Annotated in this window: 19 protein-coding genes; 4 read left to right on the forward strand and 15 right to left on the reverse strand. The window is 36.9% G+C overall.

Going from position 1 to position 18,764, the window contains the following annotated elements:
* Positions 1-5 precede the first annotated feature (5 nt).
* The 8 genes from I7X29_RS00670 to I7X29_RS00705 all read right to left on the reverse strand — a co-directional run bounded on the left by I7X29_RS00670 (position 6) and on the right by I7X29_RS00705 (position 7,645).
* Entirely contained in the window at positions 6-1,040 is a 1,035-nt protein-coding gene (locus I7X29_RS00670; RefSeq protein WP_198472454.1) for an FAD:protein FMN transferase, read from the reverse strand.
* A gap of 42 nt (positions 1,041-1,082) precedes the next feature.
* Positions 1,083-2,087, reverse strand: coding sequence for an FAD:protein FMN transferase (locus I7X29_RS00675; protein WP_198472455.1), 1,005 nt, complete (start codon positions 2,085-2,087; stop codon positions 1,083-1,085).
* A gap of 139 nt (positions 2,088-2,226) precedes the next feature.
* Positions 2,227-2,991 carry a class I SAM-dependent methyltransferase gene (locus I7X29_RS00680; protein ID WP_198472456.1) on the reverse strand — a complete coding sequence of 255 codons (765 nt, stop codon included), beginning with the start codon at positions 2,989-2,991 and terminating at the stop codon, positions 2,227-2,229.
* A 13-nt stretch (positions 2,992-3,004) separates the two neighbouring features.
* Positions 3,005-3,778: a phosphatase PAP2 family protein gene (locus I7X29_RS00685; RefSeq protein WP_198472457.1), complete on the reverse strand. Its 774-nt coding sequence runs from the start codon at positions 3,776-3,778 to the stop codon at positions 3,005-3,007.
* A gap of 17 nt (positions 3,779-3,795) precedes the next feature.
* The gene (locus I7X29_RS00690) at positions 3,796-4,602 is read right to left on the reverse strand and encodes an undecaprenyl-diphosphate phosphatase (protein ID WP_198472458.1); all 807 of its coding nucleotides are present in this window, start codon (positions 4,600-4,602) and stop codon (positions 3,796-3,798) included.
* Between the two features lie 2 nt (positions 4,603-4,604).
* Complete coding sequence (locus I7X29_RS00695) at positions 4,605-5,849, reverse strand: peptidase U32 family protein (RefSeq protein ID WP_198472459.1); 1,245 nt, start codon at positions 5,847-5,849, stop codon at positions 4,605-4,607.
* 52 nt (positions 5,850-5,901) lie between these two features.
* Positions 5,902-6,438, reverse strand: a complete 537-nt coding sequence (locus I7X29_RS00700) for a hypothetical protein (RefSeq protein WP_198472460.1) — start codon at positions 6,436-6,438, stop codon at positions 5,902-5,904.
* A gap of 49 nt (positions 6,439-6,487) precedes the next feature.
* Positions 6,488-7,645 carry an ABC transporter permease gene (locus I7X29_RS00705; RefSeq protein ID WP_198472461.1) on the reverse strand — a complete coding sequence of 386 codons (1,158 nt, stop codon included), beginning with the start codon at positions 7,643-7,645 and terminating at the stop codon, positions 6,488-6,490.
* A 61-nt stretch (positions 7,646-7,706) separates the two neighbouring features.
* Between I7X29_RS00705 and I7X29_RS00710 the strand changes: the two genes are divergently transcribed.
* Positions 7,707-8,948, forward strand: coding sequence for an exo-beta-N-acetylmuramidase NamZ family protein (locus I7X29_RS00710; protein WP_394368684.1), 1,242 nt, complete (start codon positions 7,707-7,709; stop codon positions 8,946-8,948).
* A 77-nt stretch (positions 8,949-9,025) separates the two neighbouring features.
* On the opposite strand, the gene I7X29_RS00715 is transcribed toward I7X29_RS00710, so the two are convergent.
* On the reverse strand, positions 9,026-9,610 hold the full coding sequence (locus tag I7X29_RS00715) for a porin family protein (RefSeq protein ID WP_088594532.1): 585 nt from the start codon (positions 9,608-9,610) through the stop codon (positions 9,026-9,028).
* 139 nt (positions 9,611-9,749) lie between these two features.
* Between I7X29_RS00715 and upp the strand changes: the two genes are divergently transcribed.
* Positions 9,750-10,403 (forward strand): uracil phosphoribosyltransferase, encoded by a 654-nt coding sequence (upp, locus tag I7X29_RS00720; protein WP_009414011.1) that lies wholly within the window; start codon positions 9,750-9,752, stop codon positions 10,401-10,403.
* On the opposite strand, the gene I7X29_RS00725 is transcribed toward upp, so the two are convergent.
* From I7X29_RS00725 to I7X29_RS00750, 6 genes are read right to left on the reverse strand one after another with little or no spacing between them, the layout of a single operon-like run.
* Complete coding sequence (locus I7X29_RS00725; protein ID WP_198472462.1) at positions 10,377-11,309, reverse strand: hypothetical protein; 933 nt, start codon at positions 11,307-11,309, stop codon at positions 10,377-10,379. The two genes, upp and I7X29_RS00725, sit on opposite strands and share 27 nt — an antisense overlap.
* The gene (locus I7X29_RS00730) at positions 11,310-11,798 is read right to left on the reverse strand and encodes a hypothetical protein (protein WP_225883633.1); all 489 of its coding nucleotides are present in this window, start codon (positions 11,796-11,798) and stop codon (positions 11,310-11,312) included.
* Between the two features lie 33 nt (positions 11,799-11,831).
* The gene (locus I7X29_RS00735) at positions 11,832-12,449 is read right to left on the reverse strand and encodes a porin family protein (protein ID WP_009414014.1); all 618 of its coding nucleotides are present in this window, start codon (positions 12,447-12,449) and stop codon (positions 11,832-11,834) included.
* Between the two features lie 5 nt (positions 12,450-12,454).
* On the reverse strand, positions 12,455-12,685 hold the full coding sequence (locus tag I7X29_RS00740) for a ferredoxin (RefSeq protein ID WP_002680813.1): 231 nt from the start codon (positions 12,683-12,685) through the stop codon (positions 12,455-12,457).
* 4 nt (positions 12,686-12,689) lie between these two features.
* On the reverse strand, positions 12,690-12,944 hold the full coding sequence (locus I7X29_RS00745) for a DUF3098 domain-containing protein (protein WP_009414016.1): 255 nt from the start codon (positions 12,942-12,944) through the stop codon (positions 12,690-12,692).
* A 13-nt stretch (positions 12,945-12,957) separates the two neighbouring features.
* Complete coding sequence (locus I7X29_RS00750; protein ID WP_198472463.1) at positions 12,958-13,836, reverse strand: cell division protein FtsX; 879 nt, start codon at positions 13,834-13,836, stop codon at positions 12,958-12,960.
* A gap of 141 nt (positions 13,837-13,977) precedes the next feature.
* On the opposite strand from I7X29_RS00750, the gene I7X29_RS00755 reads away from it, so the two are divergent.
* Both I7X29_RS00755 and I7X29_RS00760 read left to right on the forward strand, forming a co-directional pair.
* Positions 13,978-15,798, forward strand: a complete 1,821-nt coding sequence (locus I7X29_RS00755) for a carboxypeptidase-like regulatory domain-containing protein (protein WP_198472464.1) — start codon at positions 13,978-13,980, stop codon at positions 15,796-15,798.
* Between the two features lie 79 nt (positions 15,799-15,877).
* Positions 15,878-18,757: a SusC/RagA family TonB-linked outer membrane protein gene (locus I7X29_RS00760; protein ID WP_198472465.1), complete on the forward strand. Its 2,880-nt coding sequence runs from the start codon at positions 15,878-15,880 to the stop codon at positions 18,755-18,757.
* Positions 18,758-18,764: the final 7 nt, after the last annotated feature.

Below are 18,764 nucleotides of genomic sequence, written 5' to 3' on the forward strand. Positions count from 1 at the left end.
TTCAATTAATTTTGTGCTACAGCTACAATAAGAGGTTCTATATTTTGAGTTTTATAAGTTTTAACCTCATTGTTGTGATCACTATATACTAATAGAGCTTTAAGCTCAGGGTGTTTAGCTAAGAACTCTTTGCTTTTTTCAAGACCTATAATCATAAACATAGTAGAGTAAGCATCTGATTCTACAGCTGTTTTAGCAATTACAGTGGCACTGAGCATTTCTCCTGTCATTGGGTAACCAGTGAAAGGATTGATAATGTGTACAAAGCGTTTACCATTTCCGTCAATCCATACTCTTCGATAGTTCTCATCAGTAGAAATTGATTCATTATTAAGGTTTAGAATTACTTCTTGGTAATTATTATTTAGTTCGTAAGGATCTTCAGCTTCTACTTTCCAAGGAGTATTGTTCACAATATCCCTACCAAGCACAATACCTTCACTATCTACTTTCACATAGAAATTCTCAATACCTTTAGATTTTAAAAAGTTTGAAATTACATCAGCGGTATAACCTCTTAGGAGAGAAGTTAAGTCTAACTGGATAGCAGGATTTTGTTTTTTCACATAATCGTCGTCGCTGATATGTACTTTTTCAAAACCTACATATCTTTTCAAGCTATCGATTTGTCGTTCGGTAGGTAGTTTAGAGACCGGTTGAATGAGTTCTTTACCAAATCCCCAAGCCTTCACAAGAACTCCTATAGTTGGATCATAAAATCCTCCACTTTCTTTCCATACTTTTTGTGCAGTGGCAAAAGCATTCTTAAAGTGATCGTTTACTTTAGTAGTTTCAATCCCTTGATTGATTTTTGATACAATAGATTCTGGATTGTAAGAAGAAATAGAGAGATCTACTACTTTCACAAGAGAATCGATACTGTGCTTCAAGTCAGTACTATCGGTAGAGATGTATTTCACGCGATAAGCTACACTACCGCCTTTCCCTTCTACTTCATAAAGTTTTGGGGTTTTCTTTGTGTTATCACAAGAAAATAAGAGCAAAGCCCCCAAGCATAATGTTAAAATTTTTCTGTTCATATTTGCATATATTTAAAAATTGATATTTTAGTCTATTAAATTTTATTGTTTCTCTTCTAATTTTTCAAAAGGTTGGGTTTTAAAAGTAAGTTCTTGATTCTTTTCGTTGCTATATACTAAAAGTACAGCTAGATCAGGGTGTTTTGCTAAGAAAGCTTTGCTTTTTTCCATTCCCATTACCATAAACATTGTGGCATAACCATCAGCATACATTGTAGAAGGAGCTACTACAGTGGCACTGAGTACATCACTTTGGGTAGCACGCCCTGTAATGGGGTTGATGGAGTGTACATATTTGCGTCCGTTGCTATCCATCCATACTTTGCGATAATTACCTGAAGTTGCTAATCCTTGATTTTCAAACTGTATAGTGGTGATTAATTCTTTTTCATCTAAGGGTTTGATAGGATTTTCAACACCTATTGTCCACGCTTTATTTTCTATAGTATTCTTTCCTTTTAAGAACATTTCACCAGCTATTTCTACAATATAGTTTTTAATACCTTTAGAATTGAGAAAATCGGCAACTACATCGGAGGTATAGCCTTGGGCGATGGCATTGAAATCAAACAATATTTCAGGGTACTCCTTTTTGATATGATTATTATCAGTAAGTTGTACTTTATTAAAGCCTACATACTTTTTAAGTTCTGTTATCTTTTCATCGGTAGGGAGATCTTTATCGGCTATTTTTTGTTTGCCAAATCCCCAAGCATTTACTAATACTCCTACAGTAGGGTCGAACAAACCTTCACTTTCTTGCCATATTTGTTTAGAAGCTTCAAAAACTTTTCTAAAGTGCTCGTCTACTACCACAGTGGTATCTCCGTTGTTGACTTTAGAAATATCAGAATCTGGCTTGTAGGTAGACATAGATTGGTCTATCACCTGTAAAATAGAATCAATAGCGGGCTGTAAGTTTTCATTACTACTACTTATATATTTAATATGATAAGTAGAACCTTGTGCTTCCCCTTCTATAAAGTGTAATTTTTCAGTTTGGCAACCTACAAAAAGTAGGGGGATACTTAATAATAAATATTTCATTTTTTTTATAAATGCAGGGCAAAGATACAGCTATTTTTTAAATCTGCAAGTATTTTTGCAATTATTTTTTATATTTTCCTTAACATTTTTAACAACTCTTTAGCAACAAGAAAGTTAAGTGTTGTTATTTTTCTCTCTATTACCTCTTTTTACACAGAGGAATGATTTCATTTGCTACAATGCGGTAGCGTTCAATTTCTTCAGTGGATAATTTAGAAGCATAGTGTATTTCTTCTACCTCAAAACCTATGCCACGGAGTTTGTTAAAATAATCCATTCCGTATATTCTCACGTGGTCGTACTGACCAAAGATACGTGTACGCTCTTCGGGGTCGGTGATACTGTTGTCTTCAAAAGTAACTGCTCGGTTATAGTCTTGTGGTACTTGAAAAATGCCCCAACCGCCTTTTTTCATTACACGATATAGTTCTCGCATTGCTTGGGTATCATCGGGGATGTGTTCTAACACGTGATTGCAAAATACTACATCAAAACTTTCATTCTCAAAGGGTAAAGCGCACAAATCAGCTTTTACATCGGCTAAAGGCGAATAAAGGTCGGTTGTGAGGTAATCGAGGTTAGCTTGCTTTTTAAATCGCTTGTAGAAGGCTTGCTCGGGAGCCACGTGTAGTACTTTTAAGGGTTTGGTAAAGAAGTCTGTTTCGCGGGTAAGATAAAGCCATAACAACCTATGGCGTTCTAATGATAGGGTAGAAGGGGAGAGTACATTGGGACGAGCTTTACCATAGCCATAGGGTAAGAATTTTCTAAAAGTCTTCCCGTCAATGGGGTCTTCATATTTTTTACCTCGTAAATATAATGATAAAAAGGGACGTACCCAATAGCTCAATTTGATGAGCCAAGGGCGTGGTACTTTATTTAATATAGTGGTAATAATTGCCATTAGAAGCTGTTTTTTAGCGAAATAAAGTGAGTCCTACGCCTTTTATTTCGTTAGAATATACAGGGTAGATTGCCATTTGTGCTGATGATTTTTCCTTGCGTGTAAGTAGTTTTGAAGTATAAGGCAAAAGCCAATACGCAGTTTTTGCACTAAGAATACCTATTCCAGCTCCTCCTAATACATCACCTATCCAGTGGCGGTTGTTGTACAAACGAAGGGTTGCCACGGTAGTAGCAATGGCATAACCACTGATACCTACCCACACATTTTCATCTTTGTACTCTTGCCATAGGATTTCCACACCCATAAAGGCAGTAGCTGTATGTCCTGAAGGAAAGGAGTTGAAAGCACTACTATCAGGGCGTTGTATTTTGGCAGTATATTTTACTCCGTTTACCAAAGCTCCCATTATAGCATAGGCAGTAGCCCCTATAATCAATCGTTCTTTTACGCTGTGTTTAGCTTTTACGCCTAAGTTGCTAAAGGCAAAAACACTTGCAATGGGGGCGTATTGCATATAGTCATCAATACGCAACTTATGTCCACCAGAATAATTATAAACGTGGCGCTGTACGTAGCGGTTTATGTAGGTAGCATTAGAGATTACTCCTAAGGTAATGAGAGAAGCAGGTAAAATTACTTGTTTGAGTTGTGGTTTCTCGGCATCACTGCCCAGAGTGTCGGCTACGATTCCTTGCTCATCCATTACTGATAAACTATCTGTTTGAGCTTTTATAGAGTGAATGAGCAGACAAACAAAAGCTATTGTCAGAAATAATATTTTCATTTTAGGTGTATCAGTAGTTATTTTATAGAAAAATAGATTAGCAATGCAACTCCAATAACAATGCGATAAATACCCCATACTTTAAATCCGAATTTTGTGAGGATATTTATAAAGAACTTCACTGCTATCATAGCCACTACAAAGGCAATTACATTACCTATAATAAACAACCAAAAACTTTCATCAGTTTTCATTATCAACTCGTAACCTTTTTCTTCGGCACCCCCCCATTTCTTCAAGAAAATAGAATATACAGTTACAGCAAGCATTGTAGGGACGGCTAAAAAGAAGGAGAACTCCGCAGCAGCTTTACGTGTGAGTCCTTGGGTCATCCCGCCTATGATAGAGGCAGCTGAACGTGAGGTGCCTGGCATCATTGCTAAACATTGCCAAAAGCCAATGGTTACAGCTTTCTTTACACTGATTTGTTTCTCATCGTGAATGTTAGGATTTTTAAACCAGTTGTCTACAAACAATAGGATTATTCCTCCTATGATAAGTGTAATAGCAATGGCTTTTTGGTTACCCAAAACAGCTTCTATTTTATCATCGAATAGTTTGCCAAGAATAAGAGCAGGAACTACAGCACAAGCTAATTTGAAATAAAATTGCCATTGAGTAAAGTTGAAGAACTTACGCCAATATAGTACTACAATTGAGAGAATAGCTCCAAATTGTATAGATACCTGAAACATTTTCAAATATTCGTCATCGGGGATACCCATAAGGGATGCTGTAAAGCCCATATGTGCTGTAGATGAGATAGGAAGATACTCAGTAAGTCCTTCAATAATTGCAATTATAATAGCTTGTAGTGTGTTCATTGTTAATTATTTTTAACTATTTTATAAAGTTTATCTGATAAACGTACTCTGAAATCAGTTTTAATGGTACACGAATCCCCTTTTTTAGCACGTTCGGCAGGGACATCATTGACCATCATACTGGTAAGCTCAAGCTCTTGCACACCAGTAGAGGGGCCTGTGATAAGGATTTTATCGCCTATTTTTATATCAAAGGCTTCAATAGCAAATTCAGCGATACCCGTTTTAGGGAAGTAGTGCTTGCCTTGCCCGATATACACTTTTTTTTGGGTAGCGTTAGAACCAGGGTTTTCGCTCCATTCACCCAATTTTTGTCCTAAGTAATAACCTCCCCAGAAGCCACGATTATATACAGTTTTTAGAGTCTCTATCCATCCTTCAAACTTATCTTTAGAATAAGTACCTGCGTAATAGGCATCAATAGCTTCACGATAGGTGCGAATTACAGTAGCTACATATTCTGGGGCGCGTCCACGCCCCTCAATTTTCAATACTTTTGCGCCAGTATCAATTACTTGGTCGAGAAAGTCGATAGTACAGAGGTCTTTAGGAGACATCATATATTCGTTGTCAAGTTCTATTTCAAAACCGCTTTCTTGGTCGATTACGGTGTATTTTTTACGGCAATTTTGTTTGCAAGCACCTCTATTAGCTGAAGAATTGTGAGAGTGCAAACTCAAATAACACTTGCCTGATACTGCCATACAGAGTGCCCCGTGCCCAAAAATTTCTATTTCTACTAGATTGCCTGAAGGACCTTTGATTTGCTCTTTTTCTATTTGCTCACATATTTTTTTTATTTGTCGCAAACTGAGCTCACGACTCATCACCATCGTATCGGCAAACATAGCGTAGAAGCGCACAGTTTCGATATTGGTGATGTTGATTTGGGTAGAGATATGCACTTCCATTCCTATTTGGCGGGCGTAGGCGATGACAGCCTGATCCATAGCGATAACGGCAGTAAGCCCTGCTTTTTTTGCTGCATCAAGTAGTGTTTTGATAATAGAAAGATCGTGGTCGTAGATGATAGTGTTGAGGGTGAGGTAGGTGCGGATGCCTTTAGGGGCACAACGGCGAGCAATTTCGTCAAGGTCGGCAATGGTGAAGTTAATGCTTGCTCTTGCACGCATATTGAGTTGGTCTACCCCGAAGTATACTGAGTCGACACCGTTATCTATTGCTGCTTGTAGTGACTCGAAGTTTCCAGCGGGAGCCATTAGTTCAATTTTTCCTGTATTTGTCATTATTTATAGTGATTGAGGGTGCAAAGGTATGAATAATTTGTCAATTAGCCAATTACAACCCTATAACAACACCTATATTGGGTATAAAACCAGTGCTAAAAATGCTTTTGTCTTTTTTATAGAGCACATTGTAGCTTGCGCCTATTTGCACATACACATTGCCTCCTAAGTTCTGCATATATCCTCCCCCGATATAAAGAGCGTCCTCTTCGGTATTATATTTCATATTTGTAGTTTTGTGTTTTTGAGAGATGAAATAATGCTGATAGCTAGTGCTTATATAGGCTACCCTTCCTATATAGTATGATAAAGCAGGACCTACTGACACTGAAAGGCTACGAAAATACTCACTGTGTTGTAGTGAACCATTTACAATAGCGGCTAATTCTAAATCGTCGGTGATTTTATACCCCACACGTGGTGATATATCTACCCCTAAGCCATAAGAATAGCTAAAGCCTATATTTCCTCCAAAAGTCCAAGGATTAGGGCGGCTGTTTTGATAAGCAGGATCTAAAATGTTTGGGCTTTGTGCCATTGCTAAAGTTGTCACTGAAAAAAGTACTAAAGTTAACAAAAAGTGTTTCATATAGATTATAATTAATTAAGTTTAGAAATTAGGAGTTGGGGATTAGGAACTATGAGAATTTCATCGATTTAGTAGGTGATATTTTGGTAATCACGTAGGTAGGGATGAGCAACATTAGTAAGCACAACAACAAGACCCCTATGTTGAGCAATATTACCCATAAGGGAATGAAAGCAATAGGTACTTCGCTTACATAATAGGTTGCTGGGTCTAACTTGATAATACTGTAATGCTGCTGTAACCACAATAGTAGGAAACCTAAAATATTACCCCATAATAAACCTAAACCTATGATATAGGTAGCATTATATAAAAAAATCTTGCGAATACTGCGGTCAGAAGCTCCTAAACTTTTCAGAGTTCCTATCATTGGGGTTTTCTCTAAAATGAGCACGAGAATAGCTGTAATCATATTAAATCCACCTACAACTATCATTATCCCGATGATGAGGTAAATATTAAAATCGAACATACTGAGCCACTCAAAAATAAAAGGAAATCTTTGAATAATTGTTTGTGAATCGAGGAAAGTACCGATTTTGCCGTATACCTGTTTGCCTACTGCCTCAATACGATCAAAATCTTTGATAAAAAGTTCAAAATTGCCTATCTCATCAGCTTTCCATTTGTTGATTTTTTGAATATGACGAATATCAGTGAAGATATACGATGCGTCAAACTCTTGAAAACCACTGTTGTATAAACCTACAATTTTAAAATTGCGTTGGTTAGGAGCTTGAGCAGCTTCGTCTTTTAAGAAGATAGCTTGGCAGTGGTCGCCGAGTTTAAGATGTAGTCTGTTAGCTAAATAGGTGGACATCAGTATCTCATCGGTCAGTTCTTCACTTGATACATTAGGAGTGCGCCCTTCGGTAATAAAATCGCGAATAAGTGACCAGTTGTAATCTTGCCCTACACCTTTAGCGAGAATGGATTCGTAAGTATTCTCGGTACGGATAATTCCGCCTTTGGTTGCTACTGCTTGAATATGAGTAACTTCGGGTACTGCCGAAAAATTAGGGTAAAAATCCTGTTGTATGCTAATAGGTTTGGTAGTAACTTGTGAAGCATTACTGCCGTAATCGAAAATTTGTATGTGACCGTGGAAAACTACTAATTTTTCTCTAATCTTTTGTTGCAAACCAATACCCGTAGCAATAGCGATGAGCATCATCACCATTCCTACAGCAATAGCTGCTATTGCCATTTTGATAATTGGAGAAGAAATTGTACCTTTGTCCCCTTTTGAGAAAATAACTCTTTTTGCTATGAAATATTCAACATTCAAAACAATAATGCCTTTTAGAAGTGCCAAAATTACACTTTTTTTCTTATGTACGTTCATTTCGTGCAAAAATAATGGACAATCGCAAGACTACTCTTCTGTGCAAAAAGCTGAAAAACAGACAAAAGAAGTAGTTGTAGGCGCAAACCGAATGTATCTTTATATTAAGGATTTGCGTGCAAAAAATATAGCTGTAGTCACTAACCAAACAGGAATTGTGAAGACTGAAAAAGACAATTATGTACATTTAGTAGATACACTATTGAAGAAAAAAATAAATATCAGTAAGGTTTTTGCTCCCGAACACGGATTTAGAGGAGAAGCTGATGCGGGTGAAGTGGTAAAAGATGGCAAAGATTCCAAAACGGGCTTACCTATCATTTCACTCTATGGTAAAAATAAAAAGCCTACCCCTGAACAACTGAAAGAGGTAGACCTTGTACTCTTCGATTTACAAGATGTAGGTGTGCGTTTCTATACTTATATTTCTACTTTACACTATGTGATGGAGGCTTGTGCCGAACAACATATTCCTATAATAGTGTTAGATCGCCCTAATCCTAATGCTCATTATATTGATGGTCCTGTGTTGAAACCGCAATTTAAAAGTTTTATAGGGATGCATCCTGTGCCTGTGGTCTACGGAATGACTATTGGTGAATACGCCCAGATGATTAATGGTGAAAAGTGGTTGCACGAAGGTGTTATTGCTGATTTAAAGGTGATTCCGTTAGCAAATTATACTCACCAAACACCTTATAGCCTGCCAGTAAAACCATCGCCTAATCTGCCTAATGATGTGTCAATAAACTTATATCCCAGTTTGTGTTTTTTTGAAGGAACTAATGTGAGTATGGGGCGTGGTACTTCTCAGCAGTTTCAAATTTATGGTTCACCTTATTTTGCGAAAAGTACATTTAGTTTTACACCCCACCCTAATGCAGGAGATAAAAATCCAAAGTTTAATGGGAAATTGTGTTATGGTGAAGATTTGAGCAAAACACCTCGCTTAAACCAACTCAATCTTTCTTGGCTTAAAAAAGCTTTTGAACAAAGTAAGGGGGTAAAAATGCCTTTCTTCACATCCTCTTTCAATAGAATAGCAGGTACCGATGCTCTAAAAAAACAAATTATAGAAGGTAAAACTGAAGCTGAAATACGCCAAACCTGGCAAAAAGAGTTAGGAAAATTTAAAGAAGTAAGAAAAAAATATCTACTATATTAAAAAAACAAGATAGGGTTTAAGGTGATACTTGTTAATCCTTAAAACCTATCTTCTAATTAACTAATATATTCGTAAGTCTAAAAACGTACGCCTACACCCAGTTGAATTTGTTGGGTAGTGGCTTTCTCTTTAAGGGTATTGCTAATATCAGAAAAGCCCCATACATAACGACCGTAAGCAAAGAGCGGACCTAAATTTACTTCGGCACCAGCAACTAACGAGAAGTCGGTATCTTTGAAAAGTTTTTTACCATTTTCCCAAGTGCTATCATCTTTATTAGCAAGAAAACTAAATTGCGGACCTGCGTGCAATGAAATCAACCCACTAGGATTGTATTTAAACAGTAAAGGTACGCCTACATAGTTCAAAGTCTTTTCTTTATCAAACTTTTCATCCCACACTGATTGATAACTATCACGGAACTTTGTATTAGTTTGGCTAAATAGAATCTCGCCTTGTAGCCCCCATTTGTCATTGAAGTCATATTCTACAAAGCCGCCCAATTGGTATCCCAATTTGAAGCCTTTACTATAGGCAACACCATCCAATTTTCCTAAGTTAGCACCTGCTTTAGCTCCTAAGTGAAACTCTTGGGCATAAGCAGTAGTGGTGAGTAGCATTATAGCAATAAAAGCTGTTAATTTAGTGATTGTTTTTTTCATACGCTTAATTATTGTTTAATGTTTCGCTGTGATTATCCCAAATAGCGTGCCAAAAAATAAAATAGCAAATTAGCAAATTTGGAAATTAATAAATTATATACTACTTTTGTGGCTTGAAAATATTAAAGTTACCACACCAATGATTATACACCATTTAGGCGAAGAGCCCTCTGTATTAAACCGATTTATCGCCCAGTTGCGCGACGTAAATATCCAAAAAGACCGTATGCGTTTTCGTAAAAATTTAGAACGTATAGGCGAAGTATTGTGTTATGAAATGAGTAAATTTCTACATTACAAAACTGAGGTAATTACTACCCCATTAGGTGAAAAAAAAGTACAATTACCCAAAGATGAGATTGTAATTTGCTCTATTTTGCGTGCCGGTTTGGCATTGCATCAAGGCTTGATGAACTATTTTGACAATGCAGATAATGCTTTTATATCGGCTTATCGCAAACACACTTCCGAAACCGATTTTGATATAATGGTAGAATATCTTGCCTCTCCTTCTTTAGATGGTAAAATACTTTTCTTAGCCGACCCGATGCTGGCTACAGGTCGTTCGTTTGCCAATGTGTTCAACGCTTTGAAGCCTTTAGGAACTCCTAAAGAAATACACTTATTTGCTGTAATTGGGGCACAACAAGGGATAGAATATTTAGAAGATAAATTTCCTGAAACCACTCACTTGTGGATTGCTACTATCGACCCACTCCTCAACGATCACGGTTATATAGTGCCTGGCTTAGGTGATGCAGGCGATTTAGCTTTTGGTAATAAAATGGAGTAAGAGTATTGTAGCAGGCAGAGATAATAGTATCCATAATACAGTTTCCTTTAGCCACCATAGTCGTATTTTTTCGATATACAATGCAAAAAGTATGGCTATGGGGGCAAAAATATAAATCACTTCTTTTGATAAAAATGCTACAAGCAAACCTACCCATAAAAATTGTACTACCACTATTGAGCTAATGCTGTGATAAGTACTTCTGAAATAATACACTACTATTGATACTAAAAATAACAATCCTAAACTCATTAAAGCAATTGTTGTGGCAATAGGGTAGGAGGAAAGTTGTAATAATCGCATTATATCGGTAGTTACTAAGTTGTAATAACTATCAAAAGAAAAAGGTATTTGTAATATTATAAGTATAGCCCCTCCTAATAAAGCAATTACTAAAAGAGCTAAGAGGGGGATAAACCAATAACGGCGCTTCTCAGCCCCATAGAACAATAGCGAAGTCCATACATTTAGTATGAATACCAATGCCCAAGGATATAGCAAACTCGCACAGATAATGAGTAGGGAGGTATCCAATAACTTTTGAGGAATCCCCTCTCCAGTTTTTAAGGTAAGTACTCTCCACAGAGCTATGATGATCAGTAAGTTAGCTCCTACTAATTTTATATTGTCAAAAAGAGTAGGAAAGAGCACTATTAAAATACTGAAGAAGGCGATAGAATAACTGTTTTTAGTTTCGGTGAGTTCATTCCATCTATCTATTTGGTGCAGTAATATTAAGGAAAATAGAAGTAGTGTAAGGTTGATAGACAAAAATAAAAGATGTGCCCCAACCTCTAAAGGCTGTTGTAATATCTGAAATTGATATAGCCCATCGCCTATCAAAAGTGCTAATAGTACTATGATAAAGGTGATGGGCTTTGTATTTTCAAAGTATTTTGAGAGCATTTAGTTATTGCGGATTTTTAACGAATATTTACCAGAGGTTCCCGATACAGTAACATTGTAGTTGAGTAGAGGATAAGGTTTAGCAATATTTCCTAAAACAAAAGGATTACCTGTAGTTAGACTGTAAACTGTATGGCAACAAGAGCATCTTACATAAGTATAATCGTGGAGTTCATAATTAGCTTCTTCAGTAGGGGTTTTAACGCTGTATAACCTGCTGTAGCAGCCGTCTAAAGAGTGATTAGGACAAGCAGCTTCCCAAGCTAAATAACGTCCTTCACCATAACAAGTAACAAAAATGCCTCTGAGCCCTTGTTGAGAAATAAAAGCACTATTACCAATACTTTGGAGTCGATATCTTAGCATATCAAGTTCTGTAACATCAAGATTAATAGGCACCTCACCCAAGTAAGGATTGCGTGCACGTCGTTCTTTTTCACAACCCCACAATCCTATAAAAAGTATTATAATAATTATAAATTTTCTCATCATCTGTAACCTATTACTTAATTTATTTGTTACTTAAAACCTATATCCCACCCCTACAGAAAGTGTCCTATTTTTGAAATTGTAATCAGGACTGATACCTGTGCGAGTGAGACTAGTTTCATCTGACTCAAAAATACTGGTGAGCCCTTGTACCCAGCGTGCTTCAAAAAACCACCCAGAGTCGGTCATATAACCAATGCCTACAGTCATTGCTCCATCGATAATGTCTAATGCATCGTCTTTTACACGTGTTACAGGGTCGGTACCTGCATCAAAGTAAAAGTTAGGTTTGTCGATACGATATTCTAACTGAGGTCCTATGTGCAAGTTGATACCTTTTCCTACATTGAAGCGCGCCATCACAGGTAAAGAGATATAATCTAAACTCAGTTTAGCTTTGCCATAAGTATTGGAGGTGATATTTGCTCCACGTCGGTTGTAAATACCTTCTACTTGTAGAGAGAACAAATTAGAGAGCGGGAACTCTAATGTAATTCCTGCAAAATAACCGTGATAAGGTTTAAAGCTAGCACTGTCACTCACGTTGCCTTTTAGGGTAGCGTAGTTGTACCCAGCTTTGAGTCCTATATATTGAGCTTCTATACTATAAGAAGCTAATAAACATATTGATAATAATACTATTTTCTTCATTGTTATTATATTTTTTTAGTAGTTATAATCTTTACAGGACAAGCCTTTTGAGCTTTTTCACAATCTTCAAAAATGCTATCGTCATAACTTTTGAGTGTAAAAAAACCTTTTTTCTCGGTAGAGCGTAATAGTACACTTTTGCCGTCCTTTTTAGACATTTGGAACTGCTCTGGTGCCATCTCTACACAATAGTTACATCCTATGCACTTTTCGCGCTGTAGAGTCACAATCACCATAGCCTTATGCATTTTTTTTTGTATTTTCTTCTTCGTTAGGTTTTACTAAAATGGCATATATTTCAATAGCAAAGCCTAATAGCACCAAAGCAGGGGCTAAGTGAATGCGTCTGAAATTAAAAATCGACGTATCAAATACTGCGGGGTTGTCGCTTCCGCCACCGCTCATCAGTATAAAACCAATAGCGATTACCGCTAATCCTATTCCCATTATGAGATAGTTTTTCTTTCCGAATATAGAAGTTGAATGATGTTTCATATCTGTTGTTTATTTAATAGTAGAGATCGTTTGTGTTTAAGTTTAAGAATCGTTGTGTAGCGAAATAAGTGCTCAACCAACTGATGAGAATTCCCATAGCGAAAATTCCTATAAAAACGACACATAATATCGTGTTGTCTAATAATATAGAAAACTCAGGGTATGATTTTACAATTGCTAAGAGTGCCCCGTAGAATAGCAGTATAGCGAGAAAAGCGCTCAAAATACCCAAGCGTACATTAGTGCGGATAAACGGGCGACGTATAAAACTACGGGTGGCACCTACCAATTGCATTGTTTTGATAATAAAACGTTTAGAGTAGATAGATAGGCGAATAGAAGCATTGATGAGCAGTACCGATACAAAGGTGAAGAGTGCGCTAAATACTAAAGTAATAAGTCCTATTCTATTTACGTTCTCGTGAATGAGAGCGACGAGGGATTGATCGTATACTACTTCCGATACAAAAGAGTTTTGTTCTAATTCACGTTTTATTTCTGCCATTTTATCGGGTTCAGCATAATCGGCTTTTAAGCTCAAGTCGATAACATTTTGTAAGGGGTTTGTACCAATGAAGCTCACAAAATCTTCGCCTATGTCCTTGCTAAAGGTTTCAGCAGCTTCATCTTTGGAGATAAATCGCAATGATTTTACAAATGAAGCTACTGAGAGTGTTTTTTGTAATTGAGCGATATCGGCACTTTTAGCTTCGTCTTTAATGAGGATAGTAACAGTTACTTGTTCTTTGAAGTGATTGGCTAACTTTTTAGTACTGAACACTAAAAAACCAAAGAATCCCAATAGGAAGAGTACTAAGGTAATGCTCACTATTACCGAAAAATAGGAAGTGAGTAATCGTCGTTTGTTAAAAGAATCAATAGACCGAGCCATTCTTGTTTTTTCTATTTATAAACTAAAAATCAGGCAAAAGTATAATATTTTTTTGAAATAGCAAAAAAAAACTAATTTGCTAGTTTTCTAATTTTTAAAATTTACTAATTATTTTGTATCTTTGCCTTAAATTTCTGCTCTATGAATCTAAAAAATATACTTATAATTGCTTTTTTAGGGCTTTTTGCTTTACCTTCATTGGCTCAAACCCTTACTGTAACAGGGAGAGTAGTAGATGAAGAGCACATCCCTATGTTTGGAGCTTCGGTGTGGGTAAAAGGCACTAAACGTGGAGCTGTAGCCGATTTTGATGGGAATTTTAGTATAGAAGTGTCTGTAGGTGAAGTGTTAGAATTTTCTTTTTTAGGTTATGAAAAGATAGAACGCACTATCAAAGAAGATACTAAAAAAATTAATATTACTCTCAAAGAGGAAGAGACTGAAACGCTTTGTGATATTCCAGGGGCTCCACGATTGATGTTTCCAGCAGCACCTGGTGTTCGCGAATATTGGGAAAACTTGCCTTATCAAGGACAAAATATATATTCAAGAGATTATCGAGAGCTACCTACGGTTCAATTGACTGATGTTTTGGAAGGACGCGCCTTGAGTTTCAACGCAAGTACAAGTACAATCCGAGGTGGGAAGGTGCTTTATGTAGTTGATGGTATTCCTATAAGCCAAAATGCTGATGATATTGCGTATCTAACCCCACAAAATATACAACAAATAGAAGTGTTGCCTGGTGCCTCGGCAGCTGCCTTGTACGGAGGTGAGGCATCTAATGGAGCTGTTGTAATTACTACTAAAATAAGAAAAAACTGGGAAGCAAAACGTAATTTTTCATCGGCTACGGGCGTTTATAGCAACGGAAAAACAATTGCACAAAATGCAATTAGTTTATATATGGGTAATAATGATGAGCATCAAACCTATCTATCAGCTACTTCCTTGCAATCAGGGCGAGAAAATCAATTTTCACCTTATGAACGCTATCAACTCTTTGCTCGCCATAATAGTTATATCGGTAGAGCGGGGTTGAATTTAGATCTTTCAGGGGGGTATTCTCACCAAAATCAACAAACATTAGTAGCTCCTGAAAATTTCTATGCTTTTTCAGGAGCACTAACTTATAGAAATGGGAGTGATTTTAATGTAGGGACTCATTTTAGGTTAGACAATCGTTCTTTGCCTTCTGAAAAACTTTCTTATTATACCGATGTGTTGCTCAATTATCTATGCTATTTAGATTATGGTTTTTTACTCCATTCTCATTTAGGAACTTCTTATGAAAGAGATAAAACAGCTGTTTTTGGGCTTACTTCTTTAGAATATGATGAGAAAGCCTATCTATATTTTTCGGCAAGGCGTGATTTTCCTACAGTAAGCTCAGCGAACGCCTTGTATTGGCGACCTACGATAGGAGCTTCAGTGTTACCACATCACATCTTTAAAAAATTACAAAAAAAGAGAAATAAAAAACTTACTAATAGTAAATTACGTGGGGCATATACTTGGGGAGAAGATTCTTCTTATGAAATAGGATTTGAAACTGAATGGTGGGGTAGTTTCTTTTGTGATGCTACCCTATATCGCACTTCATTAGAAGATACTTCCTTACTCAACAATCGCTTACAAACTGAAGGAGCAGAAATGAGAATAGGAGGGGTATACTACTACAAACAATATACTTGGCGCAACAAGTTCATCACTTCATTTAACGAAAAAGAAATAGGAACATCTTGGCGTTTGGGGTGGCAAACCTATATGAGTGATAATAATTGGCAACTTACAGCTCTACTCACTTCCGACACTACACAATTACACTTACAAGAACTTTCGCTTAGTTACAATTTAAGAGGTTTGCTTGATGTTGCCTATTTTCTCAATGTGTCGCTCTATTATTCTGCTCCTCCTTCTACACCCAAAAACACAGGTTTGATGCTCAAAATTCATTTTTAAACGTTAAAAAAATATAAAAATTTTGTATTTTTAACTAAGAAGTATTATTTTTGCGGGGTATATTTATAAATATATCGCTATGAAACAGAAAATACAACTTCTTTTAACCCTGTTGCTCCTAACTTCAGGAGCCCTCCAAGCTCAAATGAAAACCATTACTGGGGAAGTTTTCGACGAGAACAATGAGCCTCTGCCATCAGTTGAAGTAATTATTAAAAACACAAATTCATCAAAAAATCCTAAAAGTGTTTCAACAGATATTGATGGTAAATTTGAACTCAAAGCCAGAGTAGGTGATATACTTGAGTTTAGTTTTTTAGGCTATGAAACCCAAAAAAGAAAAGTAGAGGGTAAAAATAAAACTATCAATTTTAGGGTGGTTTTAAAAGAGGAAAAAATAGGCCTTTGTATCCTCCCTTTTATTACTATTCCTCCAAAAACTATGGCTTTGGGGATCCAAAAAGTCCCATATCGTTTAACCTATCTACAACAAGCTGTATCAAGCAAAGACCTCACTCAAGTCAAACAAGCAAATTTTGTGAATAGCCTTGATGGTAGGGTTGCGGGTTTGCATATCCAGCGTAATGCGACGGGTATAGGAGGGGCTACTAAAGCTACTATGCGCGGGGCTCGCTCACTTTTTGGTGATAACAATGTGCTTTATGTGGTGGATGGAATGCCTATAGTTAATCAAGCTGAAAGAGGGTTTGGAGGCAATGGCAGAGATACCAGCGAAGGTATATCCGACCTCAATCCTGAAGACATTGCAGAGGTAGTAGTACTACAAGGGGCACAAGCTACTGCCCTCTACGGAGCATCGGCTGCTAATGGGGTACTACTCATTCGCACTAAGAAGGCTAATGACAATCAACTCAATATAAACTTGTCTTCCTCAGTAGAATTTGTAAATAAACTAACAAAACCTGAGTTCCAAGAAACCTATGGCAATGAGTTAGGACAATACACTTCTCTCTCTACTCGAGCCTTACCTAAGGGTACTGATTTCAATATCAATGATTTTTATAGAACAGGTCACATATACCAAAATTCACTAAATGTTTCAGGTGGATTTAATTTTGAAGGTGGCAATAATAAAACGTATGCTTCAGTAGCATCTTTGCAGTCAGGAGGGATAGTGCCTAATAGCGTATATAACCGTTACAACGCTTATTTACAAAATAGTACTTCTCTGTTAAAAAAGAAGTTGAATATAGATCTTTCAGGTAACTATATCCGTCAGTATGAGCGCAATCAGGTTGCTTCGGGCATTGCTTTCAACCCTATAGTAGGTTTATATTTATATCCAAGAGGTGAACAATTTGCTCAAGAGCGTTATTTTGAGCGTTATGATGCTGTAGCAGGTTATGATAAACAGTATTGGATAGCAGGTTCCGGAACTCCTGATACTCCTGCTAATTTAGGAGAAAATATCCAAAATCCTTATTGGATTGCCTATCGCAATTTGCGTCCTGCTACTAAAAATCGCTATATGTTTTCAGCTAAAGCGAACTACAAAATTATGGATAATCTAGAAGTGGCAGCTCGTTTCCGTATGGATAATACTTCTTCTACTATGGACGACAAGCGTTATGCTTCCACACTTCCTGCTTATGCGGCTGCTAACGGTTATTATGCTCATTGGAAAGAAACCTTTAAACAACAATATGCCGATGTTATCGTTCATTATAATAAAACGGTTTTAGGTTTGGATTTAGATGCTCACCTCGGAGCTTCTTATGAAGGCTATGACACTCAAGTAGATGGTTATAGAGGAAATCTGACAAATGTAAACAATTTCACTCAAAGCAATATTGCAGCTCCTACGGCGATTTTTCACCCGTTATGGGGAAAAAGAAGCAATACTGCTTTCTTTGCAATGGCTGAAATAGATTGGAAAAATAAATTATACCTCACTCTCTCAGGTCGCGCTGATAAACCATCCGATTTTCCTTACACAAGCGAAAGTACAGTCTTCAGTCCGTCAATAGGATTAGCAATACCGTTATATAATTTTGTAAATATAAATAAAGATATATTGAAAGATGCCAAATTGCGTGGAGGTTACAGCCAAGTAGCCGCCCCTATGAGCTATGCGGGGTTAGGCGTTGCCGAAACTTCTCGTGCTTGGATAGGTGATTCGTATACTTTACCTAACTACCCTGCTGATTTACAATTAGAACGTACCACCTCTTACGAAGTAGGTTTAGATACCCGATGGTTTAACAATCTTTCATTGAATGCTACATTCTATCACACCCGTACTAACAATCAGTTAGTTCCCATTTTGTGGCAACAAGCGGGAGAGGTACAAAATCAAGGAGTAGAAGTAGCACTTGGATACACTTATAACAGAGCATTGAAAGGTGAAACTCAAATCATTGCTTCTACTAATAAAAATAAGATACTGAGCCTACCTCGTGAGATTACCAATGGTATGTACACCTTGCGTGAAGGAGGTGAAATAGGCGATATATACGATGCTAATGGCAATAAATTAGGCTCTACAAACCCTGATTGGCTCTTAGGCTGGAAAGGAAAATTGAGCTACAAAAATTTTGATTTAGATTTCTTGTTCAAAGCGCGTTTAGGTGGGATAGTTCTTTCAGAAACAGAACGTTATTTCGATCGTTATGGGGTTTCTAAAGCCTCTGCAGCTAATCGCGGTGCTAACTATGTTCTTTTTGTAGCTAATAGAACTGCTACCGATTATCAATATTCGGCTACTAATATTCGCTTGCAAGAAGCTGCTCTTACCTATCACTTTAGAGAAGGTTTTATTGTGAAAGGATTGAAAGATCTCAGTGTGTCGTTAGTAGGTAGCAACCTGCTAATGCTCTATAACAAAGCACCATTCGACCCCGAAATAGTGCCTTCAGTAGGTACTTATGGCAGCGGTTATGATAAATTTATGTTGCCTTCCGTAAGAAGTTACGGATTAAATGTAAAAATGCAATTCTAAAATTCTA

Origin of the sequence: Capnocytophaga periodontitidis (assembly GCF_016126015.1) — a bacterium.
GTDB classification, from domain to species: Bacteria; Bacteroidota; Bacteroidia; order Flavobacteriales; family Flavobacteriaceae; genus Capnocytophaga; species Capnocytophaga periodontitidis.